Origin of the sequence: Arthrobacter sp. NicSoilC5 (genome assembly GCF_019977395.1) — a bacterium.
In the GTDB taxonomy this organism is placed as follows: domain Bacteria; phylum Actinomycetota; class Actinomycetes; order Actinomycetales; family Micrococcaceae; genus Arthrobacter.
The window spans coordinates 3,965,112-3,984,184 of sequence record NZ_AP024660.1 but is presented as its reverse complement, the minus strand read 5'-3'; the positions used below and the strand labels follow the sequence as shown (position 1 = coordinate 3,984,184).

The following is a 19,073-nucleotide window of genomic DNA, read 5'->3' as shown; positions in this document are numbered from 1 at the left end:
GCAGGTTCCCCCTAAGGAAATCTACTTTCATCTGATGTATTGCTTGGAAAATCCAGCATGCTCTTATATTCTCATCAAATACTTCCAAATACATCAGATGATGCTCGCATCGTTGCTGGAGCGTCATCTTCATAGCCTGAATCTGGAGGGCTCACCATGCCACACATCACCGGTTTTGACGTGTTTGACGTGCGGTTTCCCACCTCGCTGTCCGCGGACGGCTCGGATGCCATGAACAAGGACGGGGACTATTCTGCCGCCTATATTGTCCTGAGGACCGATGATCCGGCCGTGTACGGCTGTGGGTTTACCTTCACCATCGGCCGCGGCAATGAAGTCTGCGCCGCGGCCATGGAACTGCGGGCGCGCCCCCTATTGGGACAGGATGCGGACCGTATCGGACGGAACCTCGGGGAGACTTACCGGGACCTGAAGCGTGATTCCCAGCTGCGCTGGCTCGGGCCGGACAAGGGGGTGGAGCACCTCGCCCTCGGGGCCGTGATGAACGCAGTGTGGGACCTGGCAGCGCGGAGCGCGGGTAAACCCTTATGGCGGCTCCTCGTGGACATGACTCCGGAGCAAATTGTCGACGCTGCCGACCTGACCTATCTCTCGGACGCCCTGACCCGGGACGAGGCGCTGGGCTTATTGGCCCGCCTTGCGCCGACCCGGGAGGAACGCATCCGGCAACTGACCCAAACCGGTTACCCGTGCTACACCACGTCCGCGGGATGGCTGGGGTACTCCGACGAGAAGCTCCGGCGGCTTTGCCAGGAGGCGGTGGACCAGGGCTACCGCCACATCAAGCTGAAGGTGGGCGCGTCCCTGGAGGACGACATCCGCCGCCTCGGCATCGCGCGTGATGTCATCGGCCCTGACGGCAACCTCATGATCGACGCGAACCAGGTATGGGATGTCCCGCAAGCCATCGACTGGGTCAAGCAGCTTTCCGAGTTCACCCCCCTGTGGATCGAGGAACCAACCAGCCCTGACGATGTCCTTGGCCACGCTGAAATTCGCCGGGCTGTCCAGCCGATCGGGGTAGCCACCGGCGAACACGGCATGAACCGCGTGCTCTTCAAGCAACTCTTCCAGGCGGGGGCCATTGACTACTGCCAGTTGGATGCCTGCCGGCTCGCCAGTGTCAACGAAGTACTCGCCGTTCAGCTGATGGCTGCGAAATTCGGTATCCCGGTCTGCCCACATGCCGGCGGAGTGGGGCTGTGTGAGCTGGTCCAGCACCTGTCGATCTTCGATTTCATCGCCGTCTCGGGCGACCTGGCCGGACGCGTCACGGAGTTCGTGGACCACCTGCACGAACACTTCGTGGACCCGTGCATCGTCAGGGACGGCGCCTATGTCATGCCGGGAAATCCGGGATACTCAGCCGAACTCAAGGAGCAGACGCTGCAGGAATACGCCTTTCCCTATGGCAGCTACTGGGCAGGAACCGCCCCCGGCAGGGCTGAACAGGCCTGGCGGGCCGGCAACCCGTCCGGCCGCGCTGCCTTCGCCAGCGCACGGCTGGAGGCACAGGCATGATCAACTACACCCTCACCCACCCGGGCCTCCTGGCGGCCCTCGCCGAGTCCGGCCACGGCTCGAAGATCCTCATCGCCGACGCCAATTACCCGCACAACACCGGAGCACCTGCCTCGGCACGGCGCATCGCGTTGAACCTCAGACCCGGGCTTCTGACCATCGATCAAATCCTTGAAGTGCTGGTCGACGCCGTTCCCCTCGAGGCAGCAGCCGTGATGGCACCCCCGGACGGCAACTGGACGGAGGCTGTCAAAGGCTACGAACGCACCCTTGGCACGAACGTTTCCATCGAATCCCATCAACGCTTTGAGTTTTATGATGCCGCGCGCTCAGCCGATGTCGCCGTCGTCATTGCCAGTGGCGATACGCGGCACTATGCGAACCTCCTGCTGACCATCGGGGTCCGGCCCGACGGCACGTCTTGATGGGAACGCCTTCATTGCTGGTGGTTGATTCGCACGTCCACATCTGGGATCCCGCGGCGCTCGACTACACCTGGCTTGCGGATGCACCCACCCTGAACAAGCCGTTCCTGCCCGAAGACCTCCCGCACAGCGGGGCAAACACCCGTGCGGCTGTTTTTGTGCAGGCTGACTGCCGTGATGACCAGGCCCTGAAGGAAGTGGACTGGGTGTCCGGCCTCCACGCAGTCTGGCCGCAGCTGGCGGGGATTGTGGCTTTCGCCCCCATCAGCCGCGGTGATGCTGTAGCGGAGGACCTGGACCAGCTGCTGGAACGCCCCCTGGTACGGGGCATCAGGCAGCTGTTCCAGGACCGGGACGAATCATTCATGCTGGACCGGGAAACACTGGCAGGTGCACGCCAGGTTGCCCGGGCAGGCCTGGTTTTCGACGCGTGCATCCGCTCCCGGCAGCTACCGGCCCTGGCGGAATTCGCGGACGGCGTTCCAGACCTGCCCATCGTGCTGGATCACATGGGCAAGCCGTCGATAGCCGGTGGGGACCTCACAGCGTGGCGCACCGGGATGCGGGAACTGGCCAGGCGCCCCAACGTCGTCGTCAAGATTTCGGGGGCGGGCGCTGAAGCCGACCCGAACCGGCCTCTGGCGCCCCAGGCCCTCCCCGTCATCCAGGAAACCCTCCATCTTTTTGGGGCGGCACGCTGCATGGTCGGCAGTGATTTCCCCGTCTCCCTGACAAGCCCGGCCAACTACCAGGCCTGGATCACTGTGGTGGAACAGTCACTGGCGGGTGCGTCCGACGGCGAGCGGGGCAGTGTTGCATATGGAACGGCCGCCCGGGTCTACCAGCTCGCGGAAGAGCCTGAACAAAGAACCTCTAACCAGGAACAGGACTGACAATGCAAGTAGAAACCCGCACCATCCCTGGCACGGGTGTGCAGCTTCCGGTGCTCGGCTTCGGCGGAGCGCCCATCGGGAACCTTTACCGGCAGGTTCCGGAGCAGGAAGCGCTCGACGCCGTCACCGCGGCCTGGGAGGGCGGCGTCCGGTACTTCGATACCGCGCCGCACTACGGGCTGGGTCTGTCGGAACGCCGCCTGGGCGCCGCGCTGGCCGGGCACGACCGCGGCAGTTACCTCCTCAGCACCAAGATCGGACGGCTCCTGCGGCCCAACCCGTCACCGCAGGGCAAGGACACAGAGGGCTTCGACGTCCCCGATGATCTCCTCCGCGTCCGCGACTACTCACGCGACGGCGTGCTGCGCTCCATCGAGGAGAGCCTGCAGCGGCTCGGGACGGACCGGATCGACATCGTCTACATCCACGATCCCGATGACTACTGGACCGAAGCCCTCGAGGGTGCCGCTCCCACACTGTCAGCGTTGCGCGACGAAGGCGTGATCGGCGCCTGGGGCGCGGGCATGAACCAGGCCGAGATGCTCCACCGGTTCGTCACCGAAACAGACATCGACGTGGTCATGCTCGCAGGGAGGTACACGCTGCTGGAACAGGGCGCGGCGCAGGATCTGCTCCCCGCGTGCCTGGAACGCGGCGTCGGCGTGGTCAACGTGGGGGTCTTCAACTCCGGGCTCCTGTCCAAGGAACGGCCGGCAGGCAACGCCACCTACAACTACGCACCGGCGCCGCAGGAACTGCTGGCCAAAGCCAGCCTGCTGGCGGACATCTGCGAGTCGCACGGAACCACGCTTCCAGCTGCCGCCCTTCATTACCCTTACCAGCACCAGGCTGTGACCAGCGTGGTCCTGGGCATGCGGACACCGGCGCAGGTGAAGCAGAACCTGGACCTGGCCTCCCAGTCCGTCCCTGACCAGCTGTGGGCTGACCTCCGGGACCGGGGACTGATCAGCTGACGGTACACGCACCTCAACCAAGAAAAGAAGAAACCAATGAAATTTGCACGCATAGGTGCCCCGGGCAAGGAAGTCCCCGCCCTGATGCACGAACAGAAGTACTACTCCCTGGAACAGGTGGCGAAGGACGTCGACGCGGACTTCTGGGAATCCGACGGCCCAGGACGGGCGGCAGCAGCACTCGCCGCCGGGGAACTGGCCGAACTGCCGGCCGAGGGGGCCCGGATCGGCGCTCCGATCGCCAGGCCGTCCTCAGTCATATGCGTTGGTATAAACTATGCAGCCCACGCCGCCGAATCAGGCTCCGCTCCCCCTTCCGTGCCCATCATCTTCCATAAGGCCCCCAACACAGTGGCGGGCCCGTTCGATACCGTGGCCATTCCGCGAGGTTCCACCAAAACCGACTGGGAAGTGGAACTGGGCGTGGTCATCGGCCGGCGTGCCTCCTACCTTGGTTCCCCAGCGCAGGCGCGCGATCACATTGCCGGCTTTGTCACGGTCAACGACCTGTCCGAACGTACCTTCCAGCTGGAGGTATCCGGAGGCCAGTGGTCCAAGGGGAAGAGCTGCGCCGGATTCTGCCCCACCGGCCCGTACCTTGCCACCCCCGACGAGGTGGATGCCGGGAACTTGCGGCTGCGCAGCTGGGTCAACGGCGAAACCCGCCAGAATTCCTCCACCCGCGACCTGATCTTCGGCGTGGAGCAGATCATCTACGACCTCAGCCAGTTCCTGGTCCTGGAACCGGGAGACCTGATCTGCACCGGTACCCCCGAAGGAGTGGCCCTGTCAGGCCGGTTCCCCTACCTGAAGGCCGGCGACGTGGTGGAAATTGAAGTAGAAGGCCTCGGCCGGCAGCGGCAGGAATTCGTTCAGGGCTAAGCCGTACAAGCGGAAGGAACAAACAATGGAGTTTGCCGGAATCAAGGCAATCGTTACCGGCGGAGGCTCGGGGATCGGGGCCGCAACAGCAACACTGCTCCAGGATCGCGGGGCTGACGTCGCCGTCCTGGACCTCAACCCCGACCAGGCGCCGGCGGGAGTAAAAACCATCCACTGCGACGTCTCCAACGACGCCTCCGTCCGGCAGGCCATCGAAGAGGCTGCACAGCAGCTGGGCGGAATCGACGTCATAGTCAACAACGCCGGTGTGGGTGCGCAAGGCACCATTGAGGCAAATGACGACGACGAGTGGCACCGGGTGTTCGATGTCAACGTGCTGGGCATGGTGCGCGTCTCCAGGGCTGCCCTGCCGCACCTGCGCCGCTCGAGCCACGCGGCGATCGTCAACACGTGCTCCGTTGCGGCCACCGCCGGCCTCCCCGAGCGCGCACTGTACAGCGCAACCAAAGGTGCGGTGTTGTCGCTAACCCTGGCCATGGCCGCCGACCATCTGAAGGAAGGCATCAGGGTCAACTGCGTGAACCCGGGGACTGCTGACACTCCCTGGATCAGCCGGCTCCTTGCCACCGCACCGGATCCTGCAGCCGAACGGGCGGCGCTGGAAGCGCGCCAGCCGCATGGCCGCCTCGTTTCCCCGGAGGAAGTTGCGGCAGCGGTGGTTTACCTTGCCAGTCCCCTCTCCGGGTCCACCACTGGGGTGGATCTGGCAGTGGACGGCGGCATGCAGGCTCTTCGGCTCCGGCCCCGGCCTGCCGCCTCCTGACGCCTGCTGACGCAGCGCCCGTGACGCGCCAACCGGTCCGCTGATCGGTAAGGTCATGTCATGGACAGCGGCGCCCTGGTCAATATTGGGTTGGTTCTCGGTTTCGTACTGCTGGGCGGGGTGTTCGCTGCGGCGGAGATGGCCCTGGTGTCCCTGCGCGAAAGCCAGGTGCGCCGGATCGAGAAGTCCGGTGAAACCGGCGCCCGGACTGCGGCCCTGGCACGCAATCCCAACCGGTTCCTCTCCACCGTCCAGATCGGGGTGACCTTGTCCGGGTTCTTCTCGGCGGCCTATGGCGCCTCCACGATCGCTCCCGACGTCGTCCCCCTCCTCGAAGCCCTGGGGCTGGGTGCGGCGGCCGGCCCAGTGTCCTTCATCGGTATGACCCTGCTGGTGGCCTATCTGTCCCTCGTCCTGGGCGAGCTTGCCCCCAAGCGGCTGGCGCTGCAACGTCCCGTCGCGTTCACCAAAGTGCTGGCCCCTCCGCTGATCGGCCTCGCCCGGGTCATGCGGCCCGTTATCTGGCTCCTGTCCGTATCCACGGATACCGTGGTGAGGCTCCTTGGCGGCGACCCCCGTGCCAAGCGGGAGAGCATCAGCTCGGAGGAGCTCTGGGACATGGTGGCGGACAGCGAACTGCTCGAAGAGAGCAGCCGGAACATCGTCGCCGATGTGTTCGGCGCTGGGGACCGGACGCTGCAGGAGGTGATGCGCCCACGTACGGAGGTGACTTTCATCGACGGCGCCATGAGTGTTGCCGACGCCCGCAGGATGGTCAGGGACGGCCCGTACTCGCGGTTCCCCGTGATCGGGAGGAGCCCGGACGACGTCCTGGGCTTTGTGCACATCCGGGACCTGATGCCCCGCGACGAGGTGCAGGACCAGGCGCCGGTGCGGGACCTTGCCCGCGAGATCCTTCCGCTGCCCGGGACCAACCGGGTGCTGCCGTCGCTGTCCCGAATGCGCAAGACCAACCAGCACATCGCCCTGGTGGTGGACGAGTACGGCGGCACCGACGGCGTGGTCACGCTCGAAGACCTTGTAGAGGAACTGGTGGGCGAAATCTATGACGAGTACGACACCGGTGCCGAGCACGAGGACCGGGTCAACGTGGCCGACGGCTTCATCGACGTGGACGGCGGCCTGATTCTGCAGGAGTTCAAGGCAGCCTCCGGGATCGTCCTCCCGGAGGGCCACTACGAAACCGTCGCCGGGTTCATGATGGACCGGCTGGGGCGCCTGCCCCGCGCAGGCGATCGGGTGCAGATCCCGGGATACGTGCTGACTGTCCTCAGCATGGACAGGCTCCGGATCGCCCGCATCCGGGTCACACCGGTTACCGGCCCGGCCGGCTGACCAGCCAAGGCCGGAAGGCACGACGGCGGCACGCGCCCCGCCCGGGGACTAAAGGCCCTACGGGCAGGGCCCGGTACTGGTCACAGTTAAGGAGCGGCTGGCCTAGACGGCCAGAAGGGGCTGGAGCCCGCATCCGCTTCCTATCCACGGGGCACATGGGCACGGTGCTCCCAAACCCCGGCAGACAGGACACCCCACAATGTTCACGAAACGCACCACCCTCATCGGCGCCACCCTGGCGTTTGCTGCCGCTGCCCTGGCGGCACCAGCACAGGCCGCAAGCAGCAGCGGCGCAGACGTCACCAAAATCAACGAATGTACGGCCTACAGCGAGGTCCAGACCTGCCGTACGGGCATTGTGGTCAGCCACCACGTCTCAACCCCCAGCGGCATCGAGTCCTCCTCGTCTTCGAGCAACTACACGGACGCCTTAAGCTCCAATGATGGGAGCACGTCCACGACCATCAGCACCCAGACGCACTCCCATTTTCTGGTCCGCGACGGGCAGGTCTTCGAGATGGGCCAGCACTACCGTGAGCAAACCACGCTGACAGGCCCGGACGGCACCCGGCAGTGCTGGGAAAGGGAGGATTCCCACCAGGTGGGGAACTCCGTCCAGTACGACCGCGAGGCGCACTACTGCCCTTAAGTCAGCGGCAGCAGGTCACGCCGGGGTACCAAGGCTCTGCTCCAAAAAAGTGAGCGTCCGCGCCCAGGCGTCGGCGGCCGCCGGGGCGTTGTAGGTATACCTGTTGGTGTCATTGAAGAACGCATGGCCGGTGCCCGGGTACACGACGGCCTCAAAGTCCACCCCGGCGGCGCGCATCCGAGACTTCAGACCGGGAAGCTCCTCCATGAGGGCCCCGTCCTGCTCGCCGTAAAAAGCCAGGACCGGGCAGTTGATGGCCCGCAGCTCCGAGTCCTTGAACTCGGCATGCCCGTAGAACGGCACGGCGGCGCGCAGCCGCGGCTCGGCAACCGCCAGGGAGAAGATGTAGGTCCCGCCCAGGCAGAAGCCCGTCGCGGCCACCCGCCCTGCCAGTCCCGGCACGCCTTCCAGGTGGTCAAAGCACACGCGGAGGGCGGCGACTGCGTGTTTGGCATACTCCGGGGAGCGCATCGGCGCCATGTGCTTGCGCAACCGCGGCTGGGCGTTGCTGCGCTGTTCCGGATCGAACGCCGCCTCCTGCAGCTCCCCTGTCAGGTCGGCCGTTCCCCCGGCCCCGGACAGCAGGTCAGGGGCCACTGCGAGGTAGCCTTCCGCCGCAAACCGGTCTGCCACATCCTTGGTATGGCCTACCAGCCCCCAGACTTCGTGGACTACCACCAGACCGCCTTTGGGAATCCCGGCCGGTTCACTGATGTATGCCTGGACGGCGGTTTGGGCGTTGCCCAGAGTCATCATGTTTCCCATGGGGCCAGCATGGCACGCTCCTCCGGGCCCTTCCAGAGGTGGGGCTACGCCTTTTGCTGCCGCCAGAATACGGAGATCCCCAATGTCACGGCACAGAGAACCAGCATGGCCAGGACCATCCGCATCCAGCTGTCCTGGTGCACCCCGCCGGCCGCGAAAACGCCGATCATCACGGTGGCGGTGATCGCCCCGACGTAGCGGCAGGTTTGGTAGATCCCGGCAGCGACGCCCCGGTCCTGCGGCCGGGTGGACACAAACATGCCCTGGTTGGAGGCGATGCCCACAGTCCCGTACGGGATGCCCATGAGGGCAGTGAGGACCACCACGACGGGGATGGCCAGTGTGCCGGTCAGCAGCCACATGAGGGCCGCCGCCACCGTCAAGAGGACGACGCCGGCGAGCAGCACCCGCCGGACCCCGAACCTTCCCATGGCAGAGACTGCCCATGGGGTGGCTACCACGGACATGCCGGCCAGCGGCAGCATCAGCAGGCCCACCACGCCGGGATCGTAGCCGCCGGCTTCCTGCAGGAGTTGTGGGAGGCCGAAGAAGACGAAGTAGTAGACGCTGCTGAAAACGGCGAAGGCCAGGTACACCAGCATCAGCGGCCTGTTCCGGCCCAGCAGCCGCAGGTCCAGGAATGGCTTGGCGAAGCGCAGCTCGCGCCAGGCGAACAGCGCTGCGATGACGGTTCCACCGGCAAGCATCAGCCAGCGGTAGTCCGGGGCCACGTTCAGCGCGGCCATCATGACCAGCAGCAGCGCGCCGATGAATCCGGCGATGCCCGGGAGGTCCGAGTCCCGCACCAGCTCCGCCACGCTGCCGCGCTCCCGGGCCTTGTCCGGCGGGGCGGCCTTCCGCACAATCAGCAGCGCCGCCAGGGCCAGCGGGACATTGACCAGGAACAGGGACTCCCAGCCCACGAAGCCCACCAGCAGGCCGCCCACCACGGGACCCACCGCGGCGGCGGACGTGTTGGCCATTTGCAGCCGGCCGAGCGGACGTGCCGTATCAACCTTTGCCTGGTGCGCGAGCGCACCCACCATCACCACCGCGCTGGGATACGCGGTGGCTGTGCCGAGGGCCATGACCGCCCGTGCGACGCAGAGCAGGGCGAAGTTGGGGGCCAGCGGAGCCAGGGCGCAGGTGATGGCCACCAGCCCCATGCCCAGCAGGAACATCCGCCGCGGGCCGAACCGGTCGGCCAGCCGGCCCATGACGGGCTGGCCGGCGGCAGAGGCCAGGTAGAAGGACGTGACCACCCAGGTGACGGCGGCGACGTCGAGCCCGAAGTCTGCGCGCAGCACTACCAGGGCCACGGCGATCATGGAGGAGTTCAGCGGGTTCAGTGCCGTGCCCAGGCTGAGGCCGGCGACGGCCAGGGCAGTCCGGGGGTTGTTGCTCACGGTAACAGTCTGGCCCACAGCGGACGCCGGGGACGACTTGGCCGGATCCCGGCGTGGTGTGGCGTTGGCTATTTGCCCGTCAGTCCCACCGGGAACAGCGCGTCCTCGACTGCCCTGGTAAGGTCCCGGATCACCTCTGCCTGCCCGTCATCCGGAACGCCCTCCGGGTTCTCCGTATAGATCACCAGCGCGAACGTCGACCCGCGGTAGCTCAGGAGCGCAGCGTCGTGCAGTTCACCGGACACTTCCCCGTACTTGTGGTGCACGTCCACGCCGGACCGTGACCCGGCGGGAATGAGGTCTTCGTTGTTGGTGTCCTGCATGTAGCTCAGCAGCTGCTCCGTGTTGTCCTTGTCCAGGAGCTCGCCCGCGTACAGCTTCTTCAGGATCAGGGCCATGTCCGCGGCGGTCAGCAGGTTCTGTTCGGGGTCGTACGCGACGCCGATGGAGGCCGCGTAGGCGGTCAGCTGTGGGTGGCCCACCGCGTCCATGAGCAGCAGCCAGGAATCGTTGTTGCTGTCGTTGACCATGGCTTTGAGCTGGAAGGCTGCGTCGTAGTCGCCCATGGGTTCGTCAAGGCTTGCCTGCCCGTTCTCCACCAGGTGGTAGTAGGCGGCGGCGGTCAGGATCTTCGCCGTGCTGGCGGCGGTAAAGGTGCTTTCATCGCCGAACGTCCGTTCGGCGCCCCCGGACACGTCGGCGAGCGCCAGCCCAATCCGGTATTCGTCGGCTTCGCTGAGGATGCTGTCCACGCTGTCCTGCAACGACGGCGGGGCTGCCGCCACCGGTGCCGCGGGAACCGCCGGCCCGGTGGGAACCGCTGCGCCCGTCGGCGGCTCGGACCGGACCACGGCCAGGGTGATGGTGCCGACGATGACCAGCACCACGGCAAGGGCCAGGATCAGCAGTCTTCTGTTGCCCCGTGCTTTGCCGGAAGACGGCTTGCCCGGTGCCGGCGGCGGAGCGTCGCGGCCTGGTTGGGGCACCACGGGGTGCATGGACATACAAGGGCTCCTGTCCCGCCTCGGCAATCACAAAACAAGGTCAGCGCGGCGTTGAGCCGCGCTGACAGATGCTGATTAAATCACCGGAGGTTGGGAGCTTCCTGAAGGCTTGCCGGGTGTTCCTCCGGGCGGTCCTGCCGACGCGCAAAACCGCTGCCGAGGCGCGAATTACCCCGCGCGGCCCGAATACCGGCCGCGCCAGGGAGCCGGCGCCTCGGGAACCACTTTGCGCGTCGGAACCGGGGTTCAAAAGGGCAAGCCTTTGCGCGTCGAAACCTAGCCGCGGGTGCGGGCGGCGATCGCGGTCTCCAGGAATTCCAGGTGCGCGGGGGCAACCGCAACTACGCTGCCCAGGTATTCGGGGTGCTTGGCCAGGAACTTCTTGATGAACGGGCACACCGGGACGATGCCGATGCCGTCCTCAACCGTGCTATCCAGGGCGGCCGTGGCCAGGCGGCCGGCCAGGCCCTGACCGCCGTATTCCTCATTGATGACCGTGTGGTAGAAAATCCGCTGCGGCGACTCCCCGCCGTCGTACTCCTTGTACGCCGCCTTGCCGATGACATTGCCGGCATCGAGAATCTCGAAGCGTTCGCGCCCAGGGGTGTGGCGGACGGTGATGTCGCTCAAGGGAACTCCTTCAGTTGCGGGTGTGCTGACCGTGCAAAGCCTAACCCGGCCCGGTCCGCTCTTATTTCCGCAAGTGAAGGTTCCTTGGCGACATCCCCGCCCGCCGTCGCGTCAGCTGAGGTAGCCGTTCGGGTTAAGGACGTACTTGGTGGCTGCGCCGGCGTCGAACTCCGCGTAGCCCTTCGGTGCGTCCTCCAGCGGAATTGCCTTTGCGTTGACGTTCTTGGCGATGTGCACCCGGTCATTCAAGATGGCCATCATCAGCTGCCGGTTGTACTTCATCACCGGGCACTGGCCCGTGGTGAAGCTCAGCGACTTGGCCCAGCCGGTGCCAAGGCTCAGCGACAGCGCACCCTTCTTGGCGGCCTCGTCGATGCCGCCCGGATCGCCCGTGACATACAGGCCCGGGATGCCCAGGGCACCGCCGGCCGTCGTGAGCTCCATGAGGGAATTCAGGACCGTCGCGGGCGCCTCCTTGGCGTCGTGCCCATGGCCCTTCGCCTCGAACCCTACGGCGTCGACGCCGCAGTCCACCTCGGGGACGCCGAGGATTTGCTCGATCTGATCCTTCGGATCGCCCTTGGACAAGTCCACGGTCTCACAGCCAAAGCTGCGTGCCTGCGCCAACCGGCCCTCGTTCATGTCGCCCACAATGACGACGGCGGCACCCAGCAGGTGCGCACTGGTCGCCGCTGCGAGGCCAACAGGACCGGCCCCTGCCACGTAAACGGTTGAGCCGACACCCACACCGGCTGTGACCGCACCGTGGAACCCGGTGGGGAAGATATCCGAGAGCATGGCCAGGTCCAGGATCTTCTCCATGGCCTTGTCCTTGTCCGGGAACTTCAGCAGGTTCCAGTCCGCATATGGCACCAGGACATAATTGGCCTGGCCGCCCACCCAGCCGCCCATGTCCACGTAGCCGTAGGCGCTGCCGGGGCGATCCGGGTTCACATTCAGGCAGATGCCGGTCTTGCGCTCCTTGCAGTTCCGGCAGCGGCCGCAGGCGATGTTGAACGGCACCGAGCAGAGATCGCCCACCTTGATGAATTCGACGTCACGGCCCACTTCCACCACTTCACCGGTGATTTCATGGCCCAGCACCAGGTTGGGTGGAGCCGTGGTGCGGCCGCGGACCATGTGCTGGTCCGACCCGCAAATGTTGGTGGCCACGGTTTTGAGGATGACCCCGTGGTTGACCGGGCGTCCCACGTTGGCGGGGTTGACCCCGGGGCCGTCCTTGAGCTCGAACGTTGGATAGTCAATGTCAATTACTTCGACCTTGCCGGCTTCTTTGTAGGCAACGGCTTTGTTCCCTGTCATCTATCGCTCCTGTAGTCAGGCGTCCGGTGGGACGGCCGTGATCTGGGTAGGTGAGACATCCCGCGGAGGGGAACAGTCCTGGCCGGTTGGTGCATCCTGATGTTTGGCATGGTCAGGTACCGGTTCCCGGGGTGGGGATCCGCCCAGTCTAGGCACGGCCCACAGAGCGGTCTAGGGGTAGGAGCCCCTTGTTTACCGGAGGCTTCAGGTGGGGAAGTGTTATCCGCGGCGTAGGCTGTACCAACCGGCTCCAGGCACGCAGGCTGGCCGGTCCCCAGGCAAGTTCTACCGTTGAGGAGAACGGCATGAAAACGCGCACTATTGGACAACTGACAGTTTCCGCCCTTGGCCTTGGCTGCATGGGCATGAGCGAGTTCTACGGCGGCGGCGACGAGCAGGAGTCGGTTGCCACCATCCACGAATTCCTGGACGCCGGGGGATCGCTGCTGGACACGGCAGACATGTACGGGCCCTTCACGAACGAAAAACTTGTGGGCCGGGCCATTTCCGGCCGCCGCGGGGACGTTGTGCTCGCCACCAAGTTCGGCAACGAACGCCGGGAGGACGGTTCCTGGGTGGGCATCAACGGCCGGCCCGAATACGTCCGGTCCGCATGCGACGCCAGCCTCCATCGGCTGGGGGTGGACCACATCGACCTCTACTACCAGCACCGGGTGGACAAAACGGTTCCCATCGAGGACACAGTGGGCGCCATGGCGGAACTGGTCCAGGCCGGCAAGGTCCGGCACCTGGGCCTCTCCGAAGCATCCGCGGAGACCATCCGGCGAGCGCACGCGGTCCACCCCATCACTGCGCTGCAGACCGAGTACTCGCTGTGGGAGCGGGAGCCCGAGACCAAGGTGTTTCCCGTGCTGGCGGAGCTGGGCATTGGTTTTGTGCCGTACAGCCCGTTGGGCCGTGGCTTCCTGACCGGCCAGATCCGCAGCGCGGACGACTTCGCGGAGGACGATTTCCGCAGGCACTCCCCCCGGTTCCAGGGCGAGAACTTCACACGGAACCTGGAACTGGTGGACCGGGTCAAGGAGCTGGCGGACCGGAAACAGTGCACTCCCGGCCAGCTGGCCCTGGCCTGGCTGCTGGCGCAGGGTGAGCATATTGTTCCGATCCCGGGCACCAAGAAACGCGAACGCCTGCGCGAGAACCTTGGCGCCGTGGACGTGGAGCTGACCCAGGACGAGCTTCAGCTGCTGGACCAGCTGGCGCCGGCTGGGTCTACTGCGGGCGCGCGCTACCCCAACATGTCCACCATCGACACGTAACCTCCGGGAACCACGCACGGACGGCCCTTGCCCGCATAAGCGTTGCCGGCCAGCACCGCTTATGCGGGCCAGGGCCGTCCATGACCAGCGGCCGCTGCAATGGTTTACGGCGGCGGGGCGGGGCTGGCGTAGGGTGGTCCTACGGCTGAAGCAAGCGGCTGCTGTTTTCTTCTGTGCGGAGCTCCGTTTCCATGTCCGACGAATCTGCCCTTCGGGCCCTTGCTGCTTCATCCTTCAACCTGCCGGGCCTCCGGGACGGGCAACTGGCCGGCATGGCCGCCCTCGCGGACGGCCGCGACGTCCTGGCCGTCATGCCCACTGGCTACGGCAAATCCGCCATCTACCAGGTCGCAGCCCTGCACCTGCACAAGGCAACAGGACGTCCCGCCGTCGTGGTTTCTCCGCTGATTGCCCTGCAGGAGGACCAGCTGGATGGCCTGTCCCAGGTCCTCGGACCGGACGCCGCGGTGGCCATCAACTCCTCCCACAGCGACGCCGAAGTGGAAGCCTCCTGGCGGGCCGCCGAGGACGGCTCGGCCGTATTCCTGTTCCTCGCCCCGGAACAGCTGGCCAAGCAGGCGACCGTTGACCGGATCAAGGCACTGGACATCACGCTGTTCGTCGTGGACGAGGCACACTGTGTCTCCTCCTGGGGACACGACTTCCGGCCGGACTACCTGGCGCTGGGACATGTCCGCGGGCAACTGGGGAACCCGCCCGTGGCCGCCCTGACAGCTACGGCTTCCCCTCCGGTCCGGGATGAGATCGTGGAGCGCCTTGGCATGAAGAAGCCCCTGATGCTGGTGCATGGGTTCGACCGGCCCAACATCACCCTTGACGTGGTCCGGCACCACGAAGACAAGGGCAAGCGCCAGGCCGTACTTGAGCAGGTGGCAGCGCTGGCCAGGAACGGGCATGGCCTCCTGTACGCCGCCACGCGGAAGGACACGGAAAAGTACGCCGCCAGGCTGGCCAAGGAGGGCCTGCGCGCCGAGGCGTACCACGCTGGCCGTTCCGCCAGGGACCGCGAACATATCCACGAGCTGTTCCTGAACGACAAGCTGGACGTGGTGGTGGCCACCACCGCGTTCGGCATGGGCATCGACAAGCCCAACGTCCGTTTCGTGGTCCACGCCGACATTCCCGAGTCGCTGGACTCCTACTACCAAGAGATCGGACGCGCGGGCAGGGACGGCCAGCCCGCTTCCGCAGTGCTCCACTACCGCTCCGAGGACCTTGGCCTGCGGAAATTCTTCGGCACCCACTCCCCTGATCCAGATTCGCTCCTTGAGGTACTGAAGGTCCTCAAGGCGGCCCATGCCCCCACCCCAAGGTCATCCCTCGCTGAGTTGACGGGTTTCAAGGCCCGGCGCATTACCGGGCTGGTGAACCAGCTGGAGGAGACGGGCGCCGTCAGTGCCGGCAAACGGGGAGTCCGGCTGACATCCAAGGCAAAGCTGCCCACGCTGGTGGCCGACGCCGTCGAACTGGCCGAAGCCCGCCAGCGCGTGGACCAGTCCCGGCTCACCATGATGCGCGCCTACGCGGAAACCGACGGCTGCCGCCGGCAGTTCCTGCTGGGCTACTTTGGCGAGGACCTTCCGGAACCCTGCCGAAACTGCGACGGGTGCGCCGAAGCCGCCAACCAGGCGGAGATGAGAAAGTCCGACGGCGGGGTCCCGGCTTCCGCAGCCGACGAGCCATTCCCGCTGCAGTCCACGGTGGTCCACAAGGAGTGGGGTTCGGGCCTGGTGATGCGGCACGAGGACGACGTCATCACGGTGCTCTTTGAGCAGGAGGGGTACAAGACGCTTTCGCGGGCGGCCGTCGTGGAGCATCAACTCCTGAAGCCCGCTTAGGTAGGCTGGGAGGACCCTCCGACGAAAGGCCCCGCGCGTGGAAGTACCTGCGTATGTCTGGACCCTGACCATTGCGGGAATCATCGGGCTGCTGGCCTTCGATTTCTTCTTCCACGTCCGCAAGGCCCACACCCCTTCCCTCAAGGAATCGGCCACGTGGTCCGCCATCTACGTGACCATCGCGGTGGTGTTCGGCCTGGTTGTGCTGCTGTTCGGGGGCGCCGACATGGGCACCGAATACTTTGCCGGCTACGTCACGGAGAAGGCATTGTCAGTAGACAACCTTTTCGTCTTCCTGATCATCATGGCCAGCTTCAAGGTGCCCCGCGCGGACCAGCAGAAGGTGCTGCTGTTCGGCATCGTGTTCTCCCTGATCGCGCGCACGGCGTTCATCTTCCTGGGCGCGGCACTGATCAACAGTTTTGCCTGGGTGTTCTACATCTTCGGGCTCATCCTGCTCCTCACGGCCGGAAACCTGCTCAAGCCGGACGACCACGATGACGACTCCGACGGCCTGGTCGTCCGGCTTGCCAAGAAACTGCTGCCCGCCTCCGACCATTACGACGGCGACAAACTCTTCACAGTGGAGAACGGCAAGCGGGTCCTGACCCCGATGCTGCTGGTCATGGTGGCCATTGGCGGCACGGACATCCTGTTCGCCCTGGACTCGATCCCGGCCATCTTCGGCCTGACCCAGAACGTCTTCGTCGTTTTCACCGCCACCGCGTTCTCGCTGATGGGCCTGCGGCAGCTGTTCTTCCTGATCGACGGCCTGCTGGACCGGCTGATCTTCCTCTCCTACGGCCTGGCGGTCATCCTTGGCTTCATCGGCGTGAAGCTCATCCTGCATGCCCTGCACGAGAACACCCTGCCGTTCATCAACGACGGCGAGCACGTCAACGTGGTGGAGGTCAGCACCGGCCTGTCACTCAGCGTGATCCTCGGGGTGCTGGTGGTGACCATCCTGGCGTCTCTCTTCAGCCCCAAGGGCAAGGCCAAGAACGCGGTCTCGGGGGCGAGGCGGCATGCCACCGAGTACGTGGACCTCAACTACGAGACGGACATGGCGGAGCGGGACAAGATCTTTGCCAGGATGGTCCGTGAGGAGGACCAGATCCGCAAGCTCCCCGAGAAGTACAAGCGGCTGATCCGCCACGAAACCGAGTTCCTGGACCTGATCCGGACCGCCCACGACCAGCACGACAAAGCCCAGGTGCGGGCTGCCGCCAACGGGGGCTAAGGCTACCGGGTCAGGGCCGCTGCGCCGCTGGCCAGGGTGGTGATGCGTGCCCAGTCCTTAGCGGCGACGGCGTCTGCCGGGGTGAGCCAGCTGCCGCCCACGCAGGCCACGTTGGTCAGTTTCAGGTAGTCCGGCGCTGTGGCCAGGCTGATGCCGCCCGTGGGACAGAACCGCACGTGCGGAATCGGCGCTCCGATGGCGGCCAGGTATTTCGGGCCGCCGGCGGGGCCCGCCGGGAAGAACTTCATGGCGTCCAACCCTTGTTCCAGAACAACGAGCACCTCCCCCACGGTAGCGACGCCGGGCAGCACCGGAACGTCGAGGGACAGCATGGCGGTGAGCAGGGCCTGGGTGACCCCTGGGCTGACCAGGAATTTGGCTCCGGCTGCCACGGCAGCGTCGGCCTGCGCAGGGGTGAGGATGGTGCCGGCGCCCACAAGGATCTCCGGCACTTCCTCCGCGATGAGCTTGAGCGAGGTCAGCGCGGAGTCGGTCCGGAGCGTGAGCTCGATGATCTCCACGCCGCCGGCCACCAGGGCACGGGCAAGGGGCACCGCATCCTGGGGGTCGTCGATGGTGACCACCGGGATGACCGGTGAAACGCTGAGGACGCCGGATGCGTCAGCCATGGTTGATCTCATTTCCCAGGCTCAAGGGCCCGTTGTCGATGCTGCGGTACCAGTGCAGGAGCAGGTTCCGGAATTCTTCGTGCCCGGCCAGGTAGGGGTCGACGACGGGCCGGAACCCGAGGAGGGCAGGCACCACGGTGTCCGCGGTGCGGCGTTCGGGCAGGACGGCCTCGAGTTCTTTCGCCAGGGGATCGTTCAGGTCCGTTTCCGGTGTGGTGGCCACGTGGCGCATCCACGCCGCGACGGCGAGCGCGGCCCACTTGGGTTCGCGGCCGGCGTCGAACGTTCCCCGGACGGTGGCAAGCAGGCGGAGTCCGATTTTCTGCGACCCGTCGCTGCCCACTTTCGCGGTGGTGTGGCCCAGTGCGGGGTTGGCGAACCGGCGGAGCACCTCTCCGCAGTACCGTTCGCCGTCCAGTTCCACCGGCAGGGTGATGCTGGGCAGGGCTTCTTCGAGCATCATGCGGTGGCAGGCGGTGCGGAATGCGTCCACGCCCACGGCATCGGCGATGGTCGCCTTGCCGGCGGCGAGGCCGAGGTAGGCCAGCATTGAGTGGCTGGCGTTGAGCAGCCGCAGCTTCGCCGATTCCCAGGCGGCAACGTCGGTGCTGAACAGCGCACCGGCGTCTTCCCAGCGCGGCCTCGCGGCAGCGAAGTTGTCCTCGATGACCCATTGCTTGAACGGCTCGGCGACCACGGCGGCCTCGTCGCGGAGGCCGAGTTCACGTTCGACGGCGGCCAGGTCGGCGTCGGTGGTGGCCGGCACCATGCGGTCCACCATGGTGGACGGGAACGTGGCGTTGCGGTCGATCCATGCCAGGAGTTCGTCGCTTTCCCCGGTTGGGAGGGCTACGGCGAAGTTGCGGACCAGGGTGCCGGTCAGTTCACCGTTTCCGGGCAGGTTGTCGCAGGACACCACCGTGATGGGTCCGGCGCCGGTGCGGGCGCGGCGCTGGAGGCCGCGCGCAATCTGGCCGACGGCGGTGCGCGGCGGCCTGCCGCCGAGGTCTTCGCTGGTCTCGGTGTCGTCCAGGTCGAGGGTGCGGGTTTGCGGGTTGAACCGGTAGCCCTTCTCGGTAATCGTGAGGGTGACGATCTTCGTTGCCGCGGCGCCGATTCGTTCCACCACTAACTCCGGTTTATCCCGTCCTGAAATTGCCTCAACGATGCTGGAGACGACGCGTGCCGGCGCGGCGCCCTCGCCCCGTTCGGCCACAGCGAAGAGTCCGTCCTGCGGGGCCAGCTGCCGGGCCACGGCATCCGAACGCTGGGTGACGCCGACGATGCCCCATTGCGGATCGCCTGCCGCAAGCATGGCGTCCTCCGTGAAGACGGCCGTGTGGGCACGGGCGAACGCGCCCAGTCCAAGGTGGACGATCCCGGGCTGCAGGCCGTCCCGCTGCAGCGCAGCCTTATGGCCGGTGGCCGCCAG

General features: G+C 66.0%; 18 protein-coding genes. 11 read left to right on the top strand and 7 right to left on the bottom strand.

Going from position 1 to position 19,073, the window contains the following annotated elements; genetic code table 11:
- Positions 1-156: 156 nt before the first annotated feature.
- The 8 genes from LDO22_RS18625 to LDO22_RS18590 all read left to right on the top strand — a co-directional run bounded on the left by LDO22_RS18625 (position 157) and on the right by LDO22_RS18590 (position 7,505).
- Positions 157-1,542, top strand: coding sequence for an L-fuconate dehydratase (locus LDO22_RS18625; RefSeq protein ID WP_224025191.1), 1,386 nt, complete (start codon positions 157-159; stop codon positions 1,540-1,542).
- The gene (locus tag LDO22_RS18620; RefSeq protein WP_224025189.1) at positions 1,539-1,967 is read left to right on the top strand and encodes an RbsD/FucU family protein; all 429 of its coding nucleotides are present in this window, start codon (positions 1,539-1,541) and stop codon (positions 1,965-1,967) included. Before LDO22_RS18625 ends, LDO22_RS18620 begins: the two co-directional genes overlap by 4 nt.
- A complete protein-coding gene (locus LDO22_RS18615) occupies positions 1,967-2,860 on the top strand; it encodes an amidohydrolase family protein (RefSeq protein ID WP_224025187.1) in 894 nt (297 codons plus the stop codon). The genes LDO22_RS18620 and LDO22_RS18615 overlap by 1 nt, the downstream gene beginning before the upstream one ends.
- Before the next feature lie 2 nt (positions 2,861-2,862).
- On the top strand, positions 2,863-3,834 hold the full coding sequence (locus tag LDO22_RS18610; RefSeq protein ID WP_224025185.1) for an aldo/keto reductase: 972 nt from the start codon (positions 2,863-2,865) through the stop codon (positions 3,832-3,834).
- Positions 3,835-3,870: 36 nt separating this feature from the next.
- Positions 3,871-4,716 carry a fumarylacetoacetate hydrolase family protein gene (locus LDO22_RS18605; RefSeq protein WP_224025183.1) on the top strand — a complete coding sequence of 282 codons (846 nt, stop codon included), beginning with the start codon at positions 3,871-3,873 and terminating at the stop codon, positions 4,714-4,716.
- A gap of 25 nt (positions 4,717-4,741) precedes the next feature.
- Complete coding sequence (locus LDO22_RS18600; protein WP_224025181.1) at positions 4,742-5,500, top strand: SDR family oxidoreductase; 759 nt, start codon at positions 4,742-4,744, stop codon at positions 5,498-5,500.
- Positions 5,501-5,560: 60 nt separating this feature from the next.
- Positions 5,561-6,856 carry a hemolysin family protein gene (locus LDO22_RS18595; protein WP_224025179.1) on the top strand — a complete coding sequence of 432 codons (1,296 nt, stop codon included), beginning with the start codon at positions 5,561-5,563 and terminating at the stop codon, positions 6,854-6,856.
- Between the two features lie 199 nt (positions 6,857-7,055).
- A complete protein-coding gene (locus LDO22_RS18590; protein ID WP_224025177.1) occupies positions 7,056-7,505 on the top strand; it encodes a hypothetical protein in 450 nt (149 codons plus the stop codon).
- Between the two features lie 15 nt (positions 7,506-7,520).
- On the opposite strand, the gene LDO22_RS18585 is transcribed toward LDO22_RS18590, so the two are convergent.
- The 5 genes from LDO22_RS18585 to fdhA form a co-directional block, all read right to left on the bottom strand.
- On the bottom strand, positions 7,521-8,270 hold the full coding sequence (locus tag LDO22_RS18585; RefSeq protein WP_224025176.1) for a dienelactone hydrolase family protein: 750 nt from the start codon (positions 8,268-8,270) through the stop codon (positions 7,521-7,523).
- Positions 8,271-8,314: 44 nt separating this feature from the next.
- Entirely contained in the window at positions 8,315-9,676 is a 1,362-nt protein-coding gene (locus tag LDO22_RS18580) for an MFS transporter (RefSeq protein ID WP_224025174.1), read from the bottom strand.
- Between the two features lie 68 nt (positions 9,677-9,744).
- Complete coding sequence (locus LDO22_RS18575) at positions 9,745-10,680, bottom strand: serine hydrolase (protein ID WP_224025172.1); 936 nt, start codon at positions 10,678-10,680, stop codon at positions 9,745-9,747.
- Positions 10,681-10,956: 276 nt separating this feature from the next.
- Positions 10,957-11,310, bottom strand: coding sequence for a GNAT family N-acetyltransferase (locus LDO22_RS18570; protein ID WP_224025170.1), 354 nt, complete (start codon positions 11,308-11,310; stop codon positions 10,957-10,959).
- Positions 11,311-11,421: 111 nt separating this feature from the next.
- Positions 11,422-12,633 (bottom strand): formaldehyde dehydrogenase, glutathione-independent, encoded by a 1,212-nt coding sequence (gene fdhA / locus LDO22_RS18565; RefSeq protein ID WP_159632774.1) that lies wholly within the window; start codon positions 12,631-12,633, stop codon positions 11,422-11,424.
- 305 nt (positions 12,634-12,938) lie between these two features.
- Between fdhA and LDO22_RS18560 the strand changes: the two genes are divergently transcribed.
- From LDO22_RS18560 to LDO22_RS18550, 3 genes are all read left to right on the top strand, one after another.
- Complete coding sequence (locus LDO22_RS18560) at positions 12,939-13,913, top strand: aldo/keto reductase (RefSeq protein WP_224025168.1); 975 nt, start codon at positions 12,939-12,941, stop codon at positions 13,911-13,913.
- Between the two features lie 191 nt (positions 13,914-14,104).
- On the top strand, positions 14,105-15,772 hold the full coding sequence (locus LDO22_RS18555) for a RecQ family ATP-dependent DNA helicase (protein WP_224025166.1): 1,668 nt from the start codon (positions 14,105-14,107) through the stop codon (positions 15,770-15,772).
- A 37-nt stretch (positions 15,773-15,809) separates the two neighbouring features.
- Entirely contained in the window at positions 15,810-17,012 is a 1,203-nt protein-coding gene (locus tag LDO22_RS18550) for a TerC family protein (RefSeq protein ID WP_224025164.1), read from the top strand.
- Positions 17,013-17,014: 2 nt separating this feature from the next.
- On the opposite strand, the gene eda is transcribed toward LDO22_RS18550, so the two are convergent.
- Together eda and LDO22_RS18540 are read right to left on the bottom strand one after the other, a co-directional pair.
- A complete protein-coding gene (gene eda, locus LDO22_RS18545; RefSeq protein WP_275966872.1) occupies positions 17,015-17,641 on the bottom strand; it encodes a bifunctional 4-hydroxy-2-oxoglutarate aldolase/2-dehydro-3-deoxy-phosphogluconate aldolase in 627 nt (208 codons plus the stop codon).
- Positions 17,634-19,019: a mannitol dehydrogenase family protein gene (locus tag LDO22_RS18540; protein WP_224027284.1), complete on the bottom strand. Its 1,386-nt coding sequence runs from the start codon at positions 19,017-19,019 to the stop codon at positions 17,634-17,636. Before LDO22_RS18540 ends, eda begins: the two co-directional genes overlap by 8 nt.
- Between the last annotated feature and the right edge of the window lie 54 nt (positions 19,020-19,073).

Excerpts from the sequence above, each read along its gene's own strand:
- LDO22_RS18625 (WP_224025191.1), top strand. The coding sequence starts at position 157 with ATGCCACACATCACCGGTTTTGACGTGTTTGACGTGCGGTTTCCCACC.
- LDO22_RS18620 (WP_224025189.1), top strand. The coding sequence starts at position 1,539 with ATGATCAACTACACCCTCACCCACCCGGGCCTCCTGGCGGCCCTCGCC.
- LDO22_RS18615 (WP_224025187.1), top strand. The coding sequence starts at position 1,967 with ATGGGAACGCCTTCATTGCTGGTGGTTGATTCGCACGTCCACATCTGG.
- LDO22_RS18610 (WP_224025185.1), top strand. The coding sequence starts at position 2,863 with ATGCAAGTAGAAACCCGCACCATCCCTGGCACGGGTGTGCAGCTTCCG.
- LDO22_RS18605 (WP_224025183.1), top strand. The coding sequence starts at position 3,871 with ATGAAATTTGCACGCATAGGTGCCCCGGGCAAGGAAGTCCCCGCCCTG.
- LDO22_RS18600 (WP_224025181.1), top strand. The coding sequence starts at position 4,742 with ATGGAGTTTGCCGGAATCAAGGCAATCGTTACCGGCGGAGGCTCGGGG.
- LDO22_RS18595 (WP_224025179.1), top strand. The coding sequence starts at position 5,561 with ATGGACAGCGGCGCCCTGGTCAATATTGGGTTGGTTCTCGGTTTCGTA.
- LDO22_RS18590 (WP_224025177.1), top strand. The coding sequence starts at position 7,056 with ATGTTCACGAAACGCACCACCCTCATCGGCGCCACCCTGGCGTTTGCT.
- LDO22_RS18585 (WP_224025176.1), bottom strand. The coding sequence starts at position 8,270 with ATGGGAAACATGATGACTCTGGGCAACGCCCAAACCGCCGTCCAGGCA.
- LDO22_RS18575 (WP_224025172.1), bottom strand. The coding sequence starts at position 10,680 with ATGTCCATGCACCCCGTGGTGCCCCAACCAGGCCGCGACGCTCCGCCG.
- fdhA (WP_159632774.1), bottom strand. The coding sequence starts at position 12,633 with ATGACAGGGAACAAAGCCGTTGCCTACAAAGAAGCCGGCAAGGTCGAA.
- LDO22_RS18560 (WP_224025168.1), top strand. The coding sequence starts at position 12,939 with ATGAAAACGCGCACTATTGGACAACTGACAGTTTCCGCCCTTGGCCTT.
- LDO22_RS18555 (WP_224025166.1), top strand. The coding sequence starts at position 14,105 with ATGTCCGACGAATCTGCCCTTCGGGCCCTTGCTGCTTCATCCTTCAAC.
- eda (WP_275966872.1), bottom strand. The coding sequence starts at position 17,641 with ATGGCTGACGCATCCGGCGTCCTCAGCGTTTCACCGGTCATCCCGGTG.